We start from the raw sequence: 15,948 nt of genomic DNA on the forward strand, positions 1-15,948 counted from the left end.
TGTCCTTTACCTTCTGTTCGTCCTGACGTGGTGGCCCACGGGCCCACCTGTTCCTAGGTTCAGGTGAGAACGTGCCGGAGCTGTGACGAAGGGACTCCCATGCCCGAACCCGAAGGCGCCCAGCGCCGCCGCCTGCTGCCCGTGCTGGGCGGCGTCCATGGCGGTCGCAGTGCCATGACCTGCAAGTACCGTTGCGCCGACGCCTGCTTCCACCCGGTGCCGAACGAGAGCGACAACGAGTACTTCGGCGACATGGTGAACAAGGCGATGTCGCGGCGCGGGCTGCTGCGCAGTGGCGCCGTCGCCGCGCTGGTCGTCGGGTCCGGTGTCGGCGGCAACGCGCTGGCCGCGGCCGCGGCCCCCGCGAGCACGACGTCGTCCGGCCCGAAGCCGCCGACGCCGAGCTTCCCTGACCTGCCCGAGCGCGGCCGCCCGGTCGGGTTCCGCTCGATCGGCGACAACACGCTCGACACGATCGTCGTGCCGAACGGCTACGACTGGTCGGTGACGGTGGCCTGGGGCGACCCGATCCTGGCGGGCGCACCGGAGTTCGACTTCGACCACCAGACCGAGGCCGCGCAGCTGCAGCAGTTCGGCTACAACTGCGACTTCGTGGCGATCCTCCCGCTGGACCGGAACTTCACCAAGGGCCTGCTCTGGGTGAACCACGAGTACACCAACGAGGAGCTCATGTTCCGCGGCTGGACCGGCGCCGCCGCGGCCACCGTCGACCAGCTCAAGATCGCCCAGGCCGCGCACGGCGGCTCCGTCGTCGAGATCGAGCGCGTGGCGGAGACCGGCGAGTGGCTTCCCGTCGGCGGCCGCCGCCGCTACAACCGGCGCATCCACACCCAGACCCAGTTCGCGGTGACCGGCCCGGTGGCCGGCAGCGACCTGCTCAAGACCAGCGCCGACGGCACCGGCACGAAGATCCTCGGCATGCTGAACAACTGCGCCGGCGGCACCACGCCGTGGGGCACCATCCTCACGGCGGAGGAGAACTTCAACCAGTACTTCGGCTCGTCCGCGGCCATCGCCGACGCCACGACGGCGGCCCGCTACGCCCGCTACGGCATCCGCACCACCGCCGGCACCGACCGCGCCTGGGAGAAGACGAACAAGCGCTTCGACCTCGCCCAGGAGCCGAACGAGCCGAACCGGTTCGGCTGGATCATCGAGATCGACCCGTACGACCCGCGCTCGACGCCGCGCAAGCACACCGCGCTGGGCCGCATGAAGCACGAGGGCGCCACCATCTCCATCGCCGCGGACGGCCGCGTCGTCGCCTACATGGGCGACGACGAGCGCTTCGACTACGTGTACAAGTTCATCTCCAAGAACAAGTTCCGCTCCGGCGACAGCAAGCGCGACCGCGACTCCAACCTGCGGCTGCTGGAGGAGGGTGACCTCTACGTCGCCAAGTTCACCGGCGACAGCCCGGCGGCGGAGATCGACGGCACCGGCAAGCTCCCGTCCGACGGCGCCTTCGACGGCACCGGCCAGTGGATTCCGCTCGTGGTCGGCGGCAAGAGCAAGGTCGACGGCATGAGCGTCGAGGAGGTGCTGACGTTCACCCGGCTGGCCGGCGACAAGGTCGGCGCCACCAAGATGGACCGGCCCGAGGACGTCGAGCGCAACCCCGTCACCGGCACCGTCGTCATCGCGCTGACGAACAACACCGCGCGCAACGCGTCGCGCGGGGTCGAGGAGCCGAACCCGCGCCTGAACAACAAGTGGGGCCACATCATCGGCCTCGACGAGGCCGGCAACGACGCCGCGGCGCTCAGCTTCACCTGGAAGATCCTGGTGCTCGCCGGCGACCCGAACGACGCGTCGACCTACTATGACGGCTACGACAAGTCGCAGGTCAGCCACATGTCCTGCCCGGACAACGTGGCGTTCGACCCGGCCGGCCGGCTGTGGATCTCCACCGACGGCATGCCCGGCCCGTCGGGCATCAACGACGGCCTGTTCGTCATGCCGGTCGAGGGCCCCGACAAGGGCCACGTCCGCCGGTTCGCCTCGGTCCCGAAGGGCGCCGAGTGCTCCGGCCCGTTCATCACCCCCGACGGCCGCACCGCCACCATCGCGGTGCAGCACCCGGGTGAGAACAACGACGCCTCGCCGGACAACCCGTTCTCGACCTTCCCGTACGGCGACCAGCCGCGGCCGTCGGTCGTGACGGTCTGGCGCAAGAGCCCGGGCAACGGGCCCTTCATCGGCGACTGACGTCGCGACATCCGCAGGCAGGGGCCCCGGCGCCATCCAGGCGCCGGGGCCCTTTCGCGTCGCCTCCGCTGCGAGCTAGGGTGGGAGAGCGCTTTCCCCCTGAGCTGGAGGTCGTTCGCATGGGTGCAGGTCGGCCGGGATTCCCCGGCGGGACGGCCGTCAGCCACCTCACCGTCTACGACTGGCCGGGCCCGGACGGGCTGGCCGGCGGGTCGCCGCACCTGCACACGGCGTCGGCCGAGGGCTACGTCGTCGTCGGCGGGCGTGGACGGCTGGAGACGCTGAGCGCCGCCGGCGTGGGCACACACCCACTGACGGCGGGCACGGTGCTGTGGTTCACGCCGGGGACGGTGCACCGGCTGGTCAACGACGGCGGGCTGCAGATCGTCGTCGTCATGCAGAACGCCGGGCTGCCGGAGGCCGGCGACGCGGTCTTCACCTTCCCCGAGGCGGTGCTGGCCGATCCGGACCGGTATGCCGCCGCTGCCGCGCTGCCGCCGGTCGCGGAGGCCGGCGAGGACGTCGTCGCGGCCGCGGCCCGGCGCCGTCGCGACCTCGCGCTGGATGGCTTCGCGTCGCTTCGGGCCCGTGTCGCCGACGACGGCCCGGCGGCGCTGGACCGGCTGTACGAGCGAGCCGGCGCGCTGGTCGCCGCGAAGGCGCCGGGCTGGCGGTCCACCTGGGAGCACGGCGTCCGCGCCGGCGTCGACGAGACGGGGAGCGTGCTGGCCGCGCTGGCCGGCGGCGACGCGGCCCACCTTCGAGCGGCGTCGGTGCACGTCGGCGAGCGGCGTGAACAGCCCTACCGGTACGGCATGTGCGGCCGGCTGCGCACCTGGGACGTCGCGGCGGTCGCGGGATAGCCTGCGCCCCGCGCGACGAGTACGCGAACTGCGCCCGGCTTCATCACCCGCCGTTCAACCGGCATTCAGTGACGATCCGTAGCATCCCCGAGACCCCCGACCTCTGGAGGATCCCGTGCGCCCGTTCCGACCGTCCCTGCTCCTGGCCGCCGTGGTGCCGGCCGTCGCGCTCGGCGCGGCGCTCGTCGCCGTCCCGGCGGCCGCCGAACCGCAGGCAGAAGAGCCCGCGGTCGTGCTGACCGAGGACTTCTCCGGCGGCGCCGTGCCGGCCGGCTGGACCGCCATCGAGGGGCAGTGGTCTGTGTCGGACGGCCGGCTGGTCGGCGTCAGCACGTCGTCGAGCCAGCTGTCGCGGATCACATTCGGGCCGCACCTGCGCAACTACCGGGTCGAGGTCACCGCCCGGTTCGAGTCGGTCCAGAACACCTCGCGCTGGACCGCCGTCGGGCTGGACATCGCGCCGAACGGCGCCACGCCCTGGTGGATCGCGACGATGCGCACCGGTTCGACGGCGTCCAACGGGCTGGAGTTCGCCCAGCGCACGACCTCGGACAGCTGGAACGTCACGAACACCGCCGCCGCGCCGAGCGCCGCCGGCACCGGCCGCGACGTGCGCATCGCGGTCGAGGTCCGCGGCAGCCGGGCCACCTGGATCTTCGACGGCCAGGAGGTCATGCGCACCAGCGCACTGCAGCGCTCCGACGCGGGCGTGCTGGGCCTGCTCGCGAACGGCGCGACCGTATCCTTCGACGACGTCGTCGTCACCGAACTGGAGGAGGAGCCGGTGATCCGTCCGGTCGGACCGCAGTCCACGCCCGCCGTCATCGCGCACCGCGGCTACTCGTCGGTCGCCCCGGAGAACACCCTCGCCGCGGTCGAGTCCGCACTGCGCAGCGGCGCCGACTACGTCGAGGTCGACGTCGCCAGCAGCGCCGACGGCGTGCCGATCATCCTGCACGACAACACGCTGGACCGGACGACCGACGGCACCGGCGCGCTGCCCACCGTCACGTCCGACTACATCGAGGGCCTGGACGCCGGCTCCTGGTTCTCCACCGCGTTCTCCGGCCAGCCGGTGCCGACGCTGCTCGACGTGCTGGCGCTGCTGAAGGGCCGGGCGCCGGCGCTGCTGCTGGAGGTCAAGGGCCCGGAGACCTACGCCCAGCTGGAGCTCATCGTCGGCCAGCTGCGCGAGCAGGGGCTGGTCGAGCAGACCATCCTGCAGAGCTTCGACGTCCAGGTGCTGCGCGACGTGAAGGCGATCGAGCCGTCGCTGCGGATCGCGCTGCTGCGCTCCAGCCTCGACGCCGACCCGGTCGCGACGGCGCGCGACCTCGGCGTCGTCGCCTACAACCCGTCGTGGACGGCGCTGCAGACCCGCACCGACGTCATCGCCGACCTCCACGAGGCCGAGATCGCCGTCATGCCGTACACGATCGACGACCCGGCCCAGTGGGCGATCCTGCGCGACCTCGGCGTCGACGGCGTCATCACGAACAAGCCGGGCGAGCTGGTCGGCTGGAACGCGCGGCACGTGCAGACGGTGCCGGACGCGCCCACGGTGGCGTTCGCGGCGCCCGCCGACGGAGCGACGCTGACCCGCGGCGACGTGCTGGTGCCGGCGGTGACGTCGGAGCGGGCCGAGTCGATCGCGATCACGCTGGACGGCGCGGAGGGCGCCGCGATCGCCGTCGACTCGCTGACCGCCGGCGAGCACACGCTGGTGGCGACGGCGACCGGCGTCAACGGGACCGCCACCGCGACCACGACGGTGACCGTGCAGCCGTCGGCGGCCGGCCTGATCCGGCTGGCCACGGGCCCGGACGTCAACCGGACGCTGCGCGACCAGCTGCTGCGCGCGATCGACCGGTCCGACTGGATCCGGGTCGCCTCGATCGCCGAGGACGGCGTCGGCGGGAACCAGCTGCCGGCCGAGCTGGCCGAGCTGATCGCCGCCGACGCCCGCGCGCTCTAACGGAGCAGGTGGTCGAGCGCGGCGCCCATGACGGCGGCGCGCTCGGCCGCTCCCTCGATCCCCTCCAGACCGAACCCGGCGTACAGCGTGCCCGGTGTCGCGGTCACCGCGGCCTCCGGGAAGCCGGCCGCCGTCGTGCGGACGTAGTCGTTCGCGTTCGGCGCGCTCCCCGGTGGCGAGCCCGGCACCGTCCAGCCGTCGAGGTCGGCCTCGAAGTCCGTCGTGCCGTCGCCCGTGGACACGGTGATGTCGTCGACGAACACGCCGAGCCCCTGGACCGCCCAGTCGCTGGCGTAGCTGATGGACACCTCGACGTCGCCGCCCGCGTACGCCGACAGGTCCACCGTCCACTGCTGCCAGCCGCCGGAGCTCCCGGACGCGGCGTTCCACTCGCCGGTGGTGCCGGTGGGCTCGCAGGTCTCGTCGTCGATCACGGTCTGGTAGTGCTCCAGCCGCGGATGCAGCGTGTTCCAGCCGGCCGGGCAGCTGTCGCCGGTGTCCGTCGTCGTGTGCCCGTTGACGTCCGGCAGCGTCGTCCAGTCCTCGGTGCCGGCGGGACGAGCCTCGACGAACAGGTGGTCCCAGGCGGCCTCGGTGTCGTACGACGTCCAGAAGGACATCGTCGCGCCACCGGCCGGGACGCTGATCGTGTTGGTCAGCCGCTTGAACGAGACGTCGGCGATCTGCGAGTAGACGTAGAAGTCGCCGCTGTGCGGGGCGAACGGGCCGCCCTCGCGGTCCCAGCGCGCCGCCACCCAGCTCTCGAACTGCGGGAACTCCTCCACCGGCAGGATGCCGCTGGTGACCACCTGCGAGTTGCTGTGGTCCTGGTTGCCGGCCGGGTCGAAGCCCCAGGCCAGCCCCTCGAACGGGCCCAGCTCGCTGCCGATGACGTCGAGCAGGGTGCCGTCCTCGGCGGTGCCGGCGTCGTCGACCACCAGGTAGGCGCCCAGCCAGTACTGCAGGACGTCGTTGGTGAGGTCGCCGGAGCCGGCCGTCAGCCGGCAGCGCTCCAGCGTCGGCCCGCCGGGCGGCGTGCACTGGGCGTTGGCCGCGGTCGGGTCGTACAGCTGGTCGCCGAGGTTCTGCGTGTACTGGCTGCCGGCGTACTTGCCGGTGTAGAGCACCCGCCCGCCCTCGTTGAGGTAGTCGCGGACCTCCAGCAGCTCGTCCATCGCCAGTCGCGACGCGTTGCCCGGACCCCAGCCCGGCTCGCGCGTGACGACGTCGTCGCCGGTGTACCAGACCACGGCGTCGTAGTGCGACAGCACGCCCAGGGCATCCGGCGCGACACGGCCGCTCGCGTCGACGTCGTACACGTCGTAGCCGACGCCGTTCGCCGTCAGCGCCTCCTCGTAGGCGGCGAGGTGGTTCGGCCCGCCGGCCTGGACCGGCGACGCACCGGTGTAGTCCTCGGCTGAGAGGATCAGCACGTCGTTCCCGGACTCCTCGACGGCGGCGTAGGTGAACGACTCGCTGGTCGCGCCGCCGCCCTCGAACCACACCTCGACGGTGTCGCCCGGGTCGGTGCCGGTGACCACGCCGCTCATGACGCGGTAGTGCACGGCCGTGGTGCCGCCGTAGCGGTCGCCGCCCTTCCACTCCTCGGTGGGCGCACTGACGGCCGGGCCTCCGTTGACGCTGTACTTCAGCGTCACCTCGCCGAGGTCTCGCTTGGCCAGCACCCGTACCTCCTGCGGGTCGCCGTAGGAGTAGTCGAACGTGAAGTCCGCCTGCGGCAGGCCGGCCTTGTAGGTGTCGTCGCTCTCCAGGTAGAACGGCTTGGTCGTCAGGCCCAGGTGCGACACCGGGTCGTCCGGGTCGGCCGCGGACTTCGCGACGTCGAGGGCGAATGGCAGCGTCTTCTCGAACTCGGCCTGGATGAGCGCCTCGTCGTCGGGGAAGACGAACCCGCTGCCGGGGATGCCCTCACCCAGCTCCGGGGTCCACGCCAGCGTGCCGCGCTGGGCGTGGGCGAAGTCGGTGGTCTCGCCGTTGGTCACGTACAGGACGTCGGAGGACAACCCGGGCTCCCAACCGGGGATGGTGGGGTTGTCGCGGTTGCCGGACAGCGCGAAGTAGATCGGGTCGTCCGCCGTCGGCGTGCCGATCTGCCAGCCTTCCGGATACAGCAGCCACTCGCCGGTGGAGTGGTAGTTCACGTGGAAGGCGAACCGGACCCGGTCGTACAGGTCCATCATGGCCTGGGTCTCCGGCTCCGACGCGGCCGCGGGCCCGCGGTAGGTGTCGCTGGAGAACAGCGACGACGAGCCCTCCTCGTCGTACTTGAAGTGCTCGGGGTAGTTGCGGTTCGGGTCGACGCCGTCGAGCAGCGTGATCGCGCCGTCGCCGTCGTTGTCGCGCAGGTTCTTCCGCCACAGCCGCTCGGCGTCGAACGTGTACTGGTAGCCGTCAGGGTTGGCGACCAGCACGAACCAGAGCTCGTTGCGGCGCAGCAGCCCTCTGATCTCCCGATCGTTCGCCCGCCAGCCGTCGACGAAGTGGTGCAGCAGCCGGCGGTTGACCTCGCCGGAGATCCACTCCCGGGCGTGCTGCAGCGAGCTGTACAGCACCGCCGGCCGGGTCCCGTCGGCGATGCCGCGGGCGCCCTGGGTCAGCTTGAGCGCGATGATCTCGCGGCCGTTGTAGGTCTCTCCGAGCACGACGAGCTTGGCGATCTGCGGGTTGTCCCTGGCCAGCTGGTACAGCTCGTCACGCAGTCCGCCCTCCTCGTCCCAGGACCGCCACACCTGGAAGCCGCTGGCCGCCTGGCTCGCCGCCAGCTCGGTGGCGCTGAGGCCGTCCTCGTTGCGCTTGACCTCGAGGCCGATCCCGCGGCCGCGCAGCGCCCGGGCCTCGTCCTCGCTGAGCACCAGGTCGACGGCCACACCGTCGCCGGTGGGTTCGGTGGCGACGACGTCCAGGCCTTCGCCCGCCAGGGCGGCGGCCTCCGCGCCGGTCACCTCCGCGGTGTAGACCTCGAGTGACTGCTCGTCCGGTGCACCCTCCTGAGCACCGGCGCCGCTGACGGCCAGCAGGGAGAACCCGAGGCCGGTGACGGCGAGAGCTGCGACGAGACGACGGGACGTGGAACGGGCTACAGCCATGATGGACTCCCTTGTCCGCACGCGACTGACGTCGACGACGAACTCGAGAGCCGGGGCTGGCTGCGGCTCAGGCCGCCCCCGGGCTCGCCCCCGGCCGGACGCTACCGGTGACGATGATCGCTGTGCAGCCGCTGGTCCGGACCGCTCAGGATGGTGGCAGCGGGCGGCGGCCGGCGAAGCCGAGGTCGGCGCGGTGGTACCAGCCCAGCTCCACGTCGCCCTCGAGCCAGCACAGCAGCACCGGCTCGCCGTCGAGGACAGACGGGAAGTCCAGCAGCACCGGCGCGATCCCCTTCACCTCGGGCCCGGCCGCCACGATCGCCGACAGCAGCTCGTCCAGGCGGGCCTGCGCCGCCTTCAGCTCCGGCAGCCCGCCCAGCGGCGTCGGCCGCCCGCCCGGCACGGCGGCGCCCAGCTCGGCGAGGTCGGCGCGCACTTCGATGAGGGCGGCCAGCGTCGGGCGCAACTGGTCGAGCACGGCCCGCGCCTCGGCGGCGGTGTAGACGTCGCTCATCCCCCGATTGTCCCGGATCCCGTGGCGGCGCGGGACCGGCCAACTGCCAGGGCCAGGCTCTAGGATCGCGACCACCGTCGTCTGGAGGCTCCGCATGCCCGACAGCGTGTTCTTCGCCCTGACGCTCGCCTCGGCGGTCACCGCCGGGCTGATGGCCGGCGTCTACTTCGCCTGGTCGAGCATGGTGATGCCGGGCCTGCGGAGGCTGGCGCCGGGTGACGCCATCCGGGCGATGCAGAAGATCGACGTGGCGCTGATGAACCCGTGGTTCCTCACCGCCTTCGTCGGCTCGGCGCTGCTGTCGGCGGTCTCGGTCGTCTACTCGTTGGTGCGCTGGGGCGAGGAGGAGGCGATCTACCTGCTCATCGCCGGCCTGCTGCTGATCCTCGGCTCGGTCGTGCTCACCGCCACCTATCACGTCCCGCGCAACAACGCGCTGCACCTCGTCGACCCGGACGGGCCCGAGGCGAAACAGCGCTGGGAGACCTACTACGCGGAGTGGACGTCGTGGAACCACATCCGCGCGGTGGCCAGCTTCGCCGCGGCCATACTGTTCGCCGCCGGACTGGCGGCCGTCGAGTAGACAGATCTTCTGCCGCACAGACGATTATCATGGCCGGGTGACCACGACCCAGGGCATCGACGACGACCTCGGCTGGCGGCTCGGCGTGCTGTTCCGCGCCTACGTCCAGTCCGCCGACGCCGCCACGGCCGGCATCCCCGGCGACCACCGCGGCCGCCAGGTGCTGGCCGTCGCCGTCCGCGAGGAGCCGCGCACCCAGTCCGCGCTGGCGCAACGGCTCGGCGTCGACAAGACGGTGCTCACCTACCTGCTCGACGCGCTGGCGGAGGCGGGCCTGATCGAGCGGCAGCCCGACCCCGTCGACCGCCGCAGCCGCCGCGTCGTCGCCACCGAGCGCGGCCGCGAGTACCTGGCCGAGGCCGACCGCCGGATCCGCCTCACCGAGGAGCACGTCCTCGCCGGCCTCGACGACGCCGACCGGGCGACGCTGCGGGAGCTGCTCGGCCGGCTGGCCGGCCGGCTGCACGCCGCCGATCCCGTCGCCGACCCGTGCCGGTTGATGCAGGAGATCGGCGATCGGCACTAGGTCCGATCCGTACAAGCCGTCGATGCCTCGCGGCAGCGAGGCTGACGCGGTGACGTACGCATATCAAGGGACCCTGCGCACCCGGCCCGGCCGCCGCGACGAGGTCGTGGCGATCCTGCTCGGCGGCGCCGACGGGCTGCGCGCGGCCGGCTGCCACCTCTACGCCGTCGGCGTCTCCGAGACCGACCCGGACCTCGTCGTCGTCAGCGAGCTGTGGAGCTCCAAGGAGCACCACGACGCGTCGCTGGAGCTGCCGGAGACGAAGGCCTCGATCGCCGCCGCGATGCCGATGCTGACCGGCGAGTTCACCGGCGTCGAGGCGCGGGTCGAGGGCGGCCTCGGCGTCGACCTGCTCACGGGTGCAGCCGCGCGCCCTTGACGATCTTGTCGACGGCGTTCCTCGGGCCGTGCACCGCGATGCCGGCGAGGTCGAGGTCGGCCCGCTTCACGGCGCGGACCGCCTCGCGGTTGTCGCGGTCGTTGCCGGTGCCGAACAGGTCCCGGGTGAAGACCGACGGCCGCAGCCCGCGATCCAGCGCCCGTTCGTGCGCGGCCTTCACGACGGCGGCGTCGCCGGCGAACACCAGCACCGGCTGGCGGAACATCGGCAGGTAGACGGTGCCGTCGGCATCCTCGTACGGCTCGCCGATCAGCTCCGGGATCGTCCCCGCCAGGCCGCTGACCAGGAACGCCGTCACATTGAGGCGTTGCCACACGGGCAGGTCGTCGGCGAGCAGGACGGCGATCTTGGTGGCGAAGCGGATCTCGTCGGTCACCCTCCCAGCGTGCCGCGGCCGCCGTCGCCGGGTCTTGTACGGTGTTAGCGTGCCGCCGCACAGCGCGAGCGAGCGCGTCCGCGCCTGGCGCCCCGACGTGCCCGGACTGGCCGAGGTCTTCCACGCCCGGTTCACCCGGCATGCCTACCCGGCCCACACCCACACGGCGTGGACGCTGCTCATCGTCGACGACGGCGCGATCCGGTTCGACCTGGACCGGCACCACCACGGCGCTGCCGGGTCCGCCGTCACGCTGCTGCCGCCGCACGTCCCCCACGACGGCCGGGCCGCCACGCCCGCCGGCTTCCACAAGCGGGTCCTCTACCTCGACCCCGGCGTGCTCGGCGAGGAGCTGATCGGCGCCGCCGTCGACCACCCGACGTTCGCCGACCGGCGGCTGCGCCAGCGCGTGCACCAGCTGCACCGCGCGCTGGAGGAGCCCGGCGACGTGCTGGAGGCGGAGAGCCGGCTGGCGCTGATCGGCGACCGGATCGCCGAGCGGCTGGCGCCCGGCGCCGCGCCGCCGCCGTCGCCGCCGGGGCTGGCCGGGCGGCTGCGGGACCTGCTCGACGCACACGTCGCCGACGGCGTCACGCTGCGGGCCGCGGCCGCGCAGCTGCACGCCCACCCCACCCATCTGGTGCGCTCGTTCACGACGGCGTTCGGGCTGCCGCCGCACCGCTACCTCACCGGCCGCCGGGTCGAGCTGGCCCGCCGGCTGTTGCTGGCCGGGCGGCGTCCGGCCGAGGTCGCGACGGCCGCCGGGTTCTACGACCAGGCGCACCTGACCCGGCAGTTCCGCCGCTACGTCGGCGTCAGCCCGGGCCGGTACGCCGGGACTTGACTTCGAGCGCGCTCGAACTGGCAGGGTGGCCGGCATGATCGCGACGACGCGCAGCCTGGGCCGGAGCAACCTCGAGGTCAGCGCCCTGGGCATGGGCTGCTGGGCCATCGGCGGGCCGTTCTGGGGCGGCGACCAGCCCTTCGGGTGGGGCGAGGTCGACGACGACGAGTCCATCGCGACGATCCGCCGGGCGCTCGAGCTGGGGGTCACGCTCTTCGACACCTCCGACGCGTACGGCACCGGACACAGCGAGACGATCCTGGGACGGGCGCTGGCCGGCCGCTGGAACGACGTCGTCATCGCCACCAAGTGGGGCAACACCATCGACCCCGCGACCCGCCAGCTCACCGGCACCGACCCGTCGCCGGCCTACCTGCGCCGCGCCGTCGAGGGCTCGCTGGGCCGGCTGGGCACCGATCACATCGACCTCTACCAGCTGCACCTCAACGACCTCCCGATCCCGGTGGCGAACGAGCTGCTGGGCACGCTGGAGGAGCTGGTCGGCGAGGGGAAGATCCGCTGGTACGGCTGGAGCACCGACCACGCCGACCGCGCCGCCGCGTGGGGCGAGGCCGGCGCCCACTGCACCGCCGTGCAGCACGCGTTCAACGTGCTGCACGACGCCGCCGAGGTGCTGGCCGCGTGCGAGGCGCACGGCCTCGCCAGCCTGAACCGGAGCCCGCTCGCGATGGGACTGCTCACCGGCAAGTTCACGCCGTCGTCGACGCTGGGGCCCGACGACGTGCGCGGCATCGCGCCGGACTGGCTCCGGTACTTCCGCGACGGCCGCCCCGTGCCACTCTGGCTGGACCGGGTCGCCGCCGTCCGCGAGGTGCTGCGCAGCGGCGGGCGCACGCCGGCGCAGGGCTCGCTGGCCTGGATCTGGGCGCGCAGCGGGTCGACCGTCCCGATCCCGGGCTGTCGCACCGTCGCGCAGATCGAGGAGAACGCCGGCGCCCTGGACCACGGACCGCTGACCCCGGCCGAGCTGGCCGAGGTCGAGCGGCTGCTCGCGGACCTGCGCGCGGAGCCAGTGGCGCCGATGTGACGGGGCGCGGCGTCAGCCGCCGATGAGCTGGCGGACCTCCATCCCCCAGAGGCTCGCGTCCGGCCAGCTGGCGGCGATCTCGACCGCCCGGTCCTCCGACGCCACGTCGACGGTGAGGTAACCGGCGAACTGCTCCTTGGCCTCCAGGTAAGGCCCGTCGGTGACGATCGTCGCGCCGTCGCGGACGCGCACCGTCTTCGTCCGCGCCGCCTCGGCGAGGCCCGCGCCGCCGACCCACTCGCCGGACTCCTGGAGCTCCTTCATCACGGTGTCGACCTGCCCGAACAGCGCCGTCTTCTCGTCGTCGGGCAGCGCCTCGATCGCGGCGGGGTTGTTGTGGATGAGCAGCATGTACTTCACGGTGTGACCCTTCGTGCTCCGGCGTCCCCACTGGACACCACTCGGGCGAGACGTCGGAGCCGGCGCCCGCTTCTCGACATCCTCGTGGATTGTCCGCGCCCCTGGGTACCGTCCCGGGTGATACAGAGAGGGGACTGACATGTTCGCGAAGACGAAGGCGTACAGCGGGTTCTCCGTCGACGACATCCCGGCGGCCCAGCGGTTCTACGCCGAGACGCTCGGCCTGGAGGTCAGCGAGGCGAACGGGATGCTGACTCTGCACATCGCCGGCTCCAACGGCGTGCTCGTCTATCCGAAGGGCGACGCGCACACGCCGGCGAGCTTCACCATCCTCAACTTCCCCGTCGACGACATCGACGCCGCCGTCGACGAGCTGGCCCGCCGCGGCGTGGAGTTCCTGCGCTACGACGAGATGGACCCCGACCCCAAGGGCGTGCACCGCAACGCCGGCCCGCCGATCGCGTGGTTCACCGACCCGGCCGGCAACGTGCTCTCCGTCCTGCAGGAGTGACCACACACGAAGGGTCCGGCTCGCCCCGAGCCGGACCCTTCGTGTCCTGCGGTGACTCGTCCACCCCCGTCAAGGGACGAGCGACCCCAGGACGCTGGAGCGCAGCGGCGTCACCTGGCGACCACCACCGCATCCGGATCGTCCCCACGCCCGCGCGTGGCGCTCTTCAACCAGCTGAGCGGCCAGCTCTTGCGCGACCTGGTGGGACGCCGCCGCCTGTGCCTGCCCTTCATCGTTCCTCCCTTGTGGGTTGGAATGACCCCCGAAAAGCGACCGACACAGCCGCTCGGGAACCAGTTCGATGCCAGTCCGTCCCGAGCGGGACTCCAGTGTTCTGTTGTGACTCCACAATGACACTCGCAGTTACGACGGTCAAGAGAATTCAAGGTTTCATTTTCTGCCGTCGTGACTGGCAAATTACTAGCTGTCTTGACAAAGATCAAGACTGTTGCTGAGCAGCCGCGTGCATTACCGTGAAGCCACGGCGCCGCCTGCGCCGGAGCGCAGCCGCCGTTGGAGCACCGACCGGGATGTGAGGCCGATGTCCCCGATCGAAATGGCCCGTGCCGTGGCCGTCGTGGTGTTCCTGGCAGTCGCGGCGTATTCGGCCGCCAGATTCACCTGGTCGGTGACACGAGGACGGTCCGTCGCCGCGGGGGTGCCCGATCTGTCGCACGCCGTGATGGGCGTGGCGATGGCGCTGATGGTCATTCCGGCCGGCTCGGTCGTGCCGGCGCCCCTGGGCATCGTCGTGTTCGCGGTCCTCGCGGCCTGGTTCGCCGTCCAGCTGCGCGGCGGCGGCGTGCTGAGCCGGGCCGGGCTGCCCGCCGGCGGCTGCTGCGCGGCCGGGATCCGCCCCCTCGGCGGCCCGGAGCGTCTCGCCGGTCTCGGGGAGCGAGACCGGCCTACCCGTGCTCCGGGCCCGGCCGCCCACGGCGGCTACCACCTGCATCATCTGGTCGGCTGCGCGGCGATGATCGTGATGTACCTGACCGGCCACGGCGCCATCGCCGCCGGCGACGGGGCTGCCACGAGCGGCGTCGCCGCCGCCGACCTGGGCGGCGGGGTCGCCGCGAGCGCCGCCGCCACGGCCGACGCAGCCTTCGCCGGCGCCGCACACGGCGGCCTGGGCGGGCACGCGGCCGGCGCCCCGCTGGCGGCGGTGAGCTGGCTGTTCGGGCTGTACTTCCTGGTCGCCGCGACGTCGCTGGGCTTCCGTGTCGCCGAGTCCACCAGCCGGCCCGGCGCGGCGCCGGCGCAGCGGTTCGCCGCCTCCGCGTTCGCCGTCCCGGCCCCCGCCGGCCTGCCTGCCGCGCGGGCCGATGCTGCCCGCACCGCGCCTGCGGTCGCGCGCCTGCTGACCTCTCCGGCCGGCGCCTGCGCCAGCGAGGTAGCCCTCAGCGCCGGCATGGCCGTGCTGTTCTTCAGCGCGCTCTGAGTCTCACCGCGTCCACCCGCCGATACGTTGACCGGGCCATGACTTTCGGTCCTGGCCGTTGTCCTGGCGAACTCCCGGAAAAGTCAAATGCGACATACCTGTACATGACAGGATGATGACTGTATGTTGTGGCATCTCGTCGAACCCCGACGAACTGCCTCATCAGGGAGGAATGGGCAATGAGGAGACCCGTCATCCGATCTCTCCTGGCCGGTGCCGCACTCGTGGTGTCCGGCATCGCTGCCACTCCGGCGCTGGCCGGAACGGACGCGACGTCGGCGACCGCCGGCAGTGTCCGGGCGTCCGAGGTCGTGCACCACGAACTGGCGACGACGCGGGCACAGCAGCGCGCCACGGAAACGTACTGGACCCCCGAACGCATGCGCTCGGCCATCCCGGCCGACGTGACCCTCGACGGCGACGCGGCCACCGCCGCCGCTCCGGCCGTCAAGGCCAAGCCGCGACCGGCCGCCGTCCCCGAGAACCCGCGCCCGCAGCTCGGCAAGGTCTTCTTCACCGTCGGCGGCGTCAACTACGTCTGTTCGGGCACCGCGACGACCAGCGGCAACGGCGACGTCGTCACGACGGCCGGGCACTGCCTGCACGAGGGCGACGGCGGCGCGTTCGCGTCGCGGTTCACGTTCGTGCCCGCCTACGACAACGGCTCGGCGCCCTACGGCCAGTGGACCGCGTCGGACCTGTTCACCTCTAGCGGCTGGGCCAACAGCGGCGACTTCAACGTCGACGTCGGCTTCGCCGTGATGAACGAGAACGCGTCCGGCCAGAGCCTGACCAGCGTCGTCGGCTCGTATCCGATCGCCTTCAACCTGTCCCGCGGCCTCAGCTACACGTCCTACGGTTACCCGGCCGGCGCGCCGTTCAACGGCCAGCGGCTGTACTCGTGCAGCGGCACCGCCCGCAACGACCCGAGCGGCCTGCAGACGCAGGGCATCGCCTGCGACATGACCGGCGGCTCCTCCGGCGGCGGCTGGATCACCGGCGGCCGGCTGAACTCGGTCAACAGCTACAAGTACAACAACGACCCGAACACGATGTACGGCCCCTACTTCGGCAGCACCGCCCAATCCATCTACAACGCCGCCGCCGCAGCCTGACGGCCCAACCCGGCTGGCGTCACGCAGCCATCATGGGGCTGTCTCTTATACACACCTGA

At 72.1% G+C, this 15,948-nt stretch carries 15 protein-coding genes; 11 read left to right on the top strand and 4 right to left on the bottom strand.

What is annotated here, in order from left to right; translation table 11 throughout:
• Nucleotides 1–99: 99 nt before the first annotated feature.
• From C1I92_RS24965 to C1I92_RS24975, 3 genes are all read left to right on the top strand, one after another.
• Nucleotides 100–2,229: a PhoX family protein gene (locus C1I92_RS24965; protein ID WP_111257353.1), complete on the top strand. Its 2,130-nt coding sequence runs from the start codon at nt 100–102 to the stop codon at nt 2,227–2,229.
• A 119-nt stretch (nt 2,230–2,348) separates the two neighbouring features.
• A complete protein-coding gene (locus tag C1I92_RS24970; protein ID WP_111257354.1) occupies nt 2,349–3,092 on the top strand; it encodes a cupin domain-containing protein in 744 nt (247 codons plus the stop codon).
• A 115-nt stretch (nt 3,093–3,207) separates the two neighbouring features.
• Entirely contained in the window at nt 3,208–5,067 is a 1,860-nt protein-coding gene (locus tag C1I92_RS24975; RefSeq protein ID WP_111257355.1) for a glycerophosphodiester phosphodiesterase, read from the top strand.
• On the opposite strand, the gene C1I92_RS24980 is transcribed toward C1I92_RS24975, so the two are convergent.
• Both C1I92_RS24980 and C1I92_RS24985 read right to left on the bottom strand, forming a co-directional pair.
• On the bottom strand, nt 5,064–8,174 hold the full coding sequence (locus tag C1I92_RS24980; protein ID WP_111257356.1) for a M14 family metallopeptidase: 3,111 nt from the start codon (nt 8,172–8,174) through the stop codon (nt 5,064–5,066). The genes C1I92_RS24975 and C1I92_RS24980 overlap by 4 nt on opposite strands.
• A gap of 145 nt (nt 8,175–8,319) precedes the next feature.
• Entirely contained in the window at nt 8,320–8,688 is a 369-nt protein-coding gene (locus C1I92_RS24985) for a DUF2203 domain-containing protein (protein WP_111257357.1), read from the bottom strand.
• A gap of 94 nt (nt 8,689–8,782) precedes the next feature.
• On the opposite strand from C1I92_RS24985, the gene C1I92_RS24990 reads away from it, so the two are divergent.
• The 3 genes from C1I92_RS24990 to C1I92_RS25000 are packed head-to-tail and all read left to right on the top strand — an operon-like array spanning nt 8,783 to nt 10,176.
• A complete protein-coding gene (locus tag C1I92_RS24990; protein ID WP_111257358.1) occupies nt 8,783–9,271 on the top strand; it encodes an anthrone oxygenase family protein in 489 nt (162 codons plus the stop codon).
• A 37-nt stretch (nt 9,272–9,308) separates the two neighbouring features.
• On the top strand, nt 9,309–9,797 hold the full coding sequence (locus C1I92_RS24995) for a MarR family winged helix-turn-helix transcriptional regulator (RefSeq protein WP_158564268.1): 489 nt from the start codon (nt 9,309–9,311) through the stop codon (nt 9,795–9,797).
• 49 nt (nt 9,798–9,846) lie between these two features.
• Complete coding sequence (locus C1I92_RS25000) at nt 9,847–10,176, top strand: putative quinol monooxygenase (protein ID WP_111257360.1); 330 nt, start codon at nt 9,847–9,849, stop codon at nt 10,174–10,176.
• Here C1I92_RS25000 and C1I92_RS25005 read toward each other — a convergent pair.
• The gene (locus C1I92_RS25005; protein WP_199521567.1) at nt 10,151–10,573 is read right to left on the bottom strand and encodes a DUF2000 domain-containing protein; all 423 of its coding nucleotides are present in this window, start codon (nt 10,571–10,573) and stop codon (nt 10,151–10,153) included. The genes C1I92_RS25000 and C1I92_RS25005 overlap by 26 nt on opposite strands.
• A 49-nt stretch (nt 10,574–10,622) precedes the next feature.
• On the opposite strand from C1I92_RS25005, the gene C1I92_RS25010 reads away from it, so the two are divergent.
• Nucleotides 10,623–11,417 (top strand): helix-turn-helix transcriptional regulator, encoded by a 795-nt coding sequence (locus C1I92_RS25010; RefSeq protein WP_111257361.1) that lies wholly within the window; start codon nt 10,623–10,625, stop codon nt 11,415–11,417.
• Between the two features lie 37 nt (nt 11,418–11,454).
• Nucleotides 11,455–12,465 carry an aldo/keto reductase gene (locus C1I92_RS25015; RefSeq protein ID WP_369124131.1) on the top strand — a complete coding sequence of 337 codons (1,011 nt, stop codon included), beginning with the start codon at nt 11,455–11,457 and terminating at the stop codon, nt 12,463–12,465.
• 12 nt (nt 12,466–12,477) lie between these two features.
• Here C1I92_RS25015 and C1I92_RS25020 read toward each other — a convergent pair whose 3' ends face one another.
• Entirely contained in the window at nt 12,478–12,825 is a 348-nt protein-coding gene (locus tag C1I92_RS25020; protein ID WP_111257362.1) for a YciI family protein, read from the bottom strand.
• A gap of 139 nt (nt 12,826–12,964) precedes the next feature.
• Here C1I92_RS25020 and C1I92_RS25025 point away from each other — a divergent pair, with 139 nt between their 5' ends.
• From C1I92_RS25025 to C1I92_RS25035, 3 genes are all read left to right on the top strand, one after another.
• Nucleotides 12,965–13,336 (top strand): VOC family protein, encoded by a 372-nt coding sequence (locus C1I92_RS25025; RefSeq protein ID WP_111257363.1) that lies wholly within the window; start codon nt 12,965–12,967, stop codon nt 13,334–13,336.
• 541 nt (nt 13,337–13,877) lie between these two features.
• Nucleotides 13,878–14,774, top strand: a complete 897-nt coding sequence (locus C1I92_RS25030; protein WP_111257364.1) for a DUF5134 domain-containing protein — start codon at nt 13,878–13,880, stop codon at nt 14,772–14,774.
• 179 nt (nt 14,775–14,953) lie between these two features.
• The gene (locus C1I92_RS25035) at nt 14,954–15,889 is read left to right on the top strand and encodes a trypsin-like serine peptidase (RefSeq protein ID WP_111257365.1); all 936 of its coding nucleotides are present in this window, start codon (nt 14,954–14,956) and stop codon (nt 15,887–15,889) included.
• The last annotated feature ends 59 nt before the right edge of the window (nt 15,890–15,948 follow it).

The organism is Jiangella anatolica (assembly GCF_003236295.1).
Taxonomy (GTDB): domain Bacteria; phylum Actinomycetota; class Actinomycetes; order Jiangellales; family Jiangellaceae; genus Jiangella; species Jiangella anatolica.

Bases quoted from the DNA above. Each gene is read 5' to 3' on its own strand.
- C1I92_RS25035 (WP_111257365.1), top strand. From the start codon at position 14,954: ATGAGGAGACCCGTCATCCGATCTCTCCTGGCCGGTGCCGCACTCGTG.
- C1I92_RS24990 (WP_111257358.1), top strand. From the start codon at position 8,783: ATGCCCGACAGCGTGTTCTTCGCCCTGACGCTCGCCTCGGCGGTCACC.
- C1I92_RS24965 (WP_111257353.1), top strand. From the start codon at position 100: ATGCCCGAACCCGAAGGCGCCCAGCGCCGCCGCCTGCTGCCCGTGCTG.
- C1I92_RS24980 (WP_111257356.1), bottom strand. From the start codon at position 8,174: ATGGCTGTAGCCCGTTCCACGTCCCGTCGTCTCGTCGCAGCTCTCGCC.
- C1I92_RS25030 (WP_111257364.1), top strand. From the start codon at position 13,878: ATGTCCCCGATCGAAATGGCCCGTGCCGTGGCCGTCGTGGTGTTCCTG.
- C1I92_RS24970 (WP_111257354.1), top strand. From the start codon at position 2,349: ATGGGTGCAGGTCGGCCGGGATTCCCCGGCGGGACGGCCGTCAGCCAC.
- C1I92_RS25025 (WP_111257363.1), top strand. From the start codon at position 12,965: ATGTTCGCGAAGACGAAGGCGTACAGCGGGTTCTCCGTCGACGACATC.
- C1I92_RS24985 (WP_111257357.1), bottom strand. From the start codon at position 8,688: ATGAGCGACGTCTACACCGCCGCCGAGGCGCGGGCCGTGCTCGACCAG.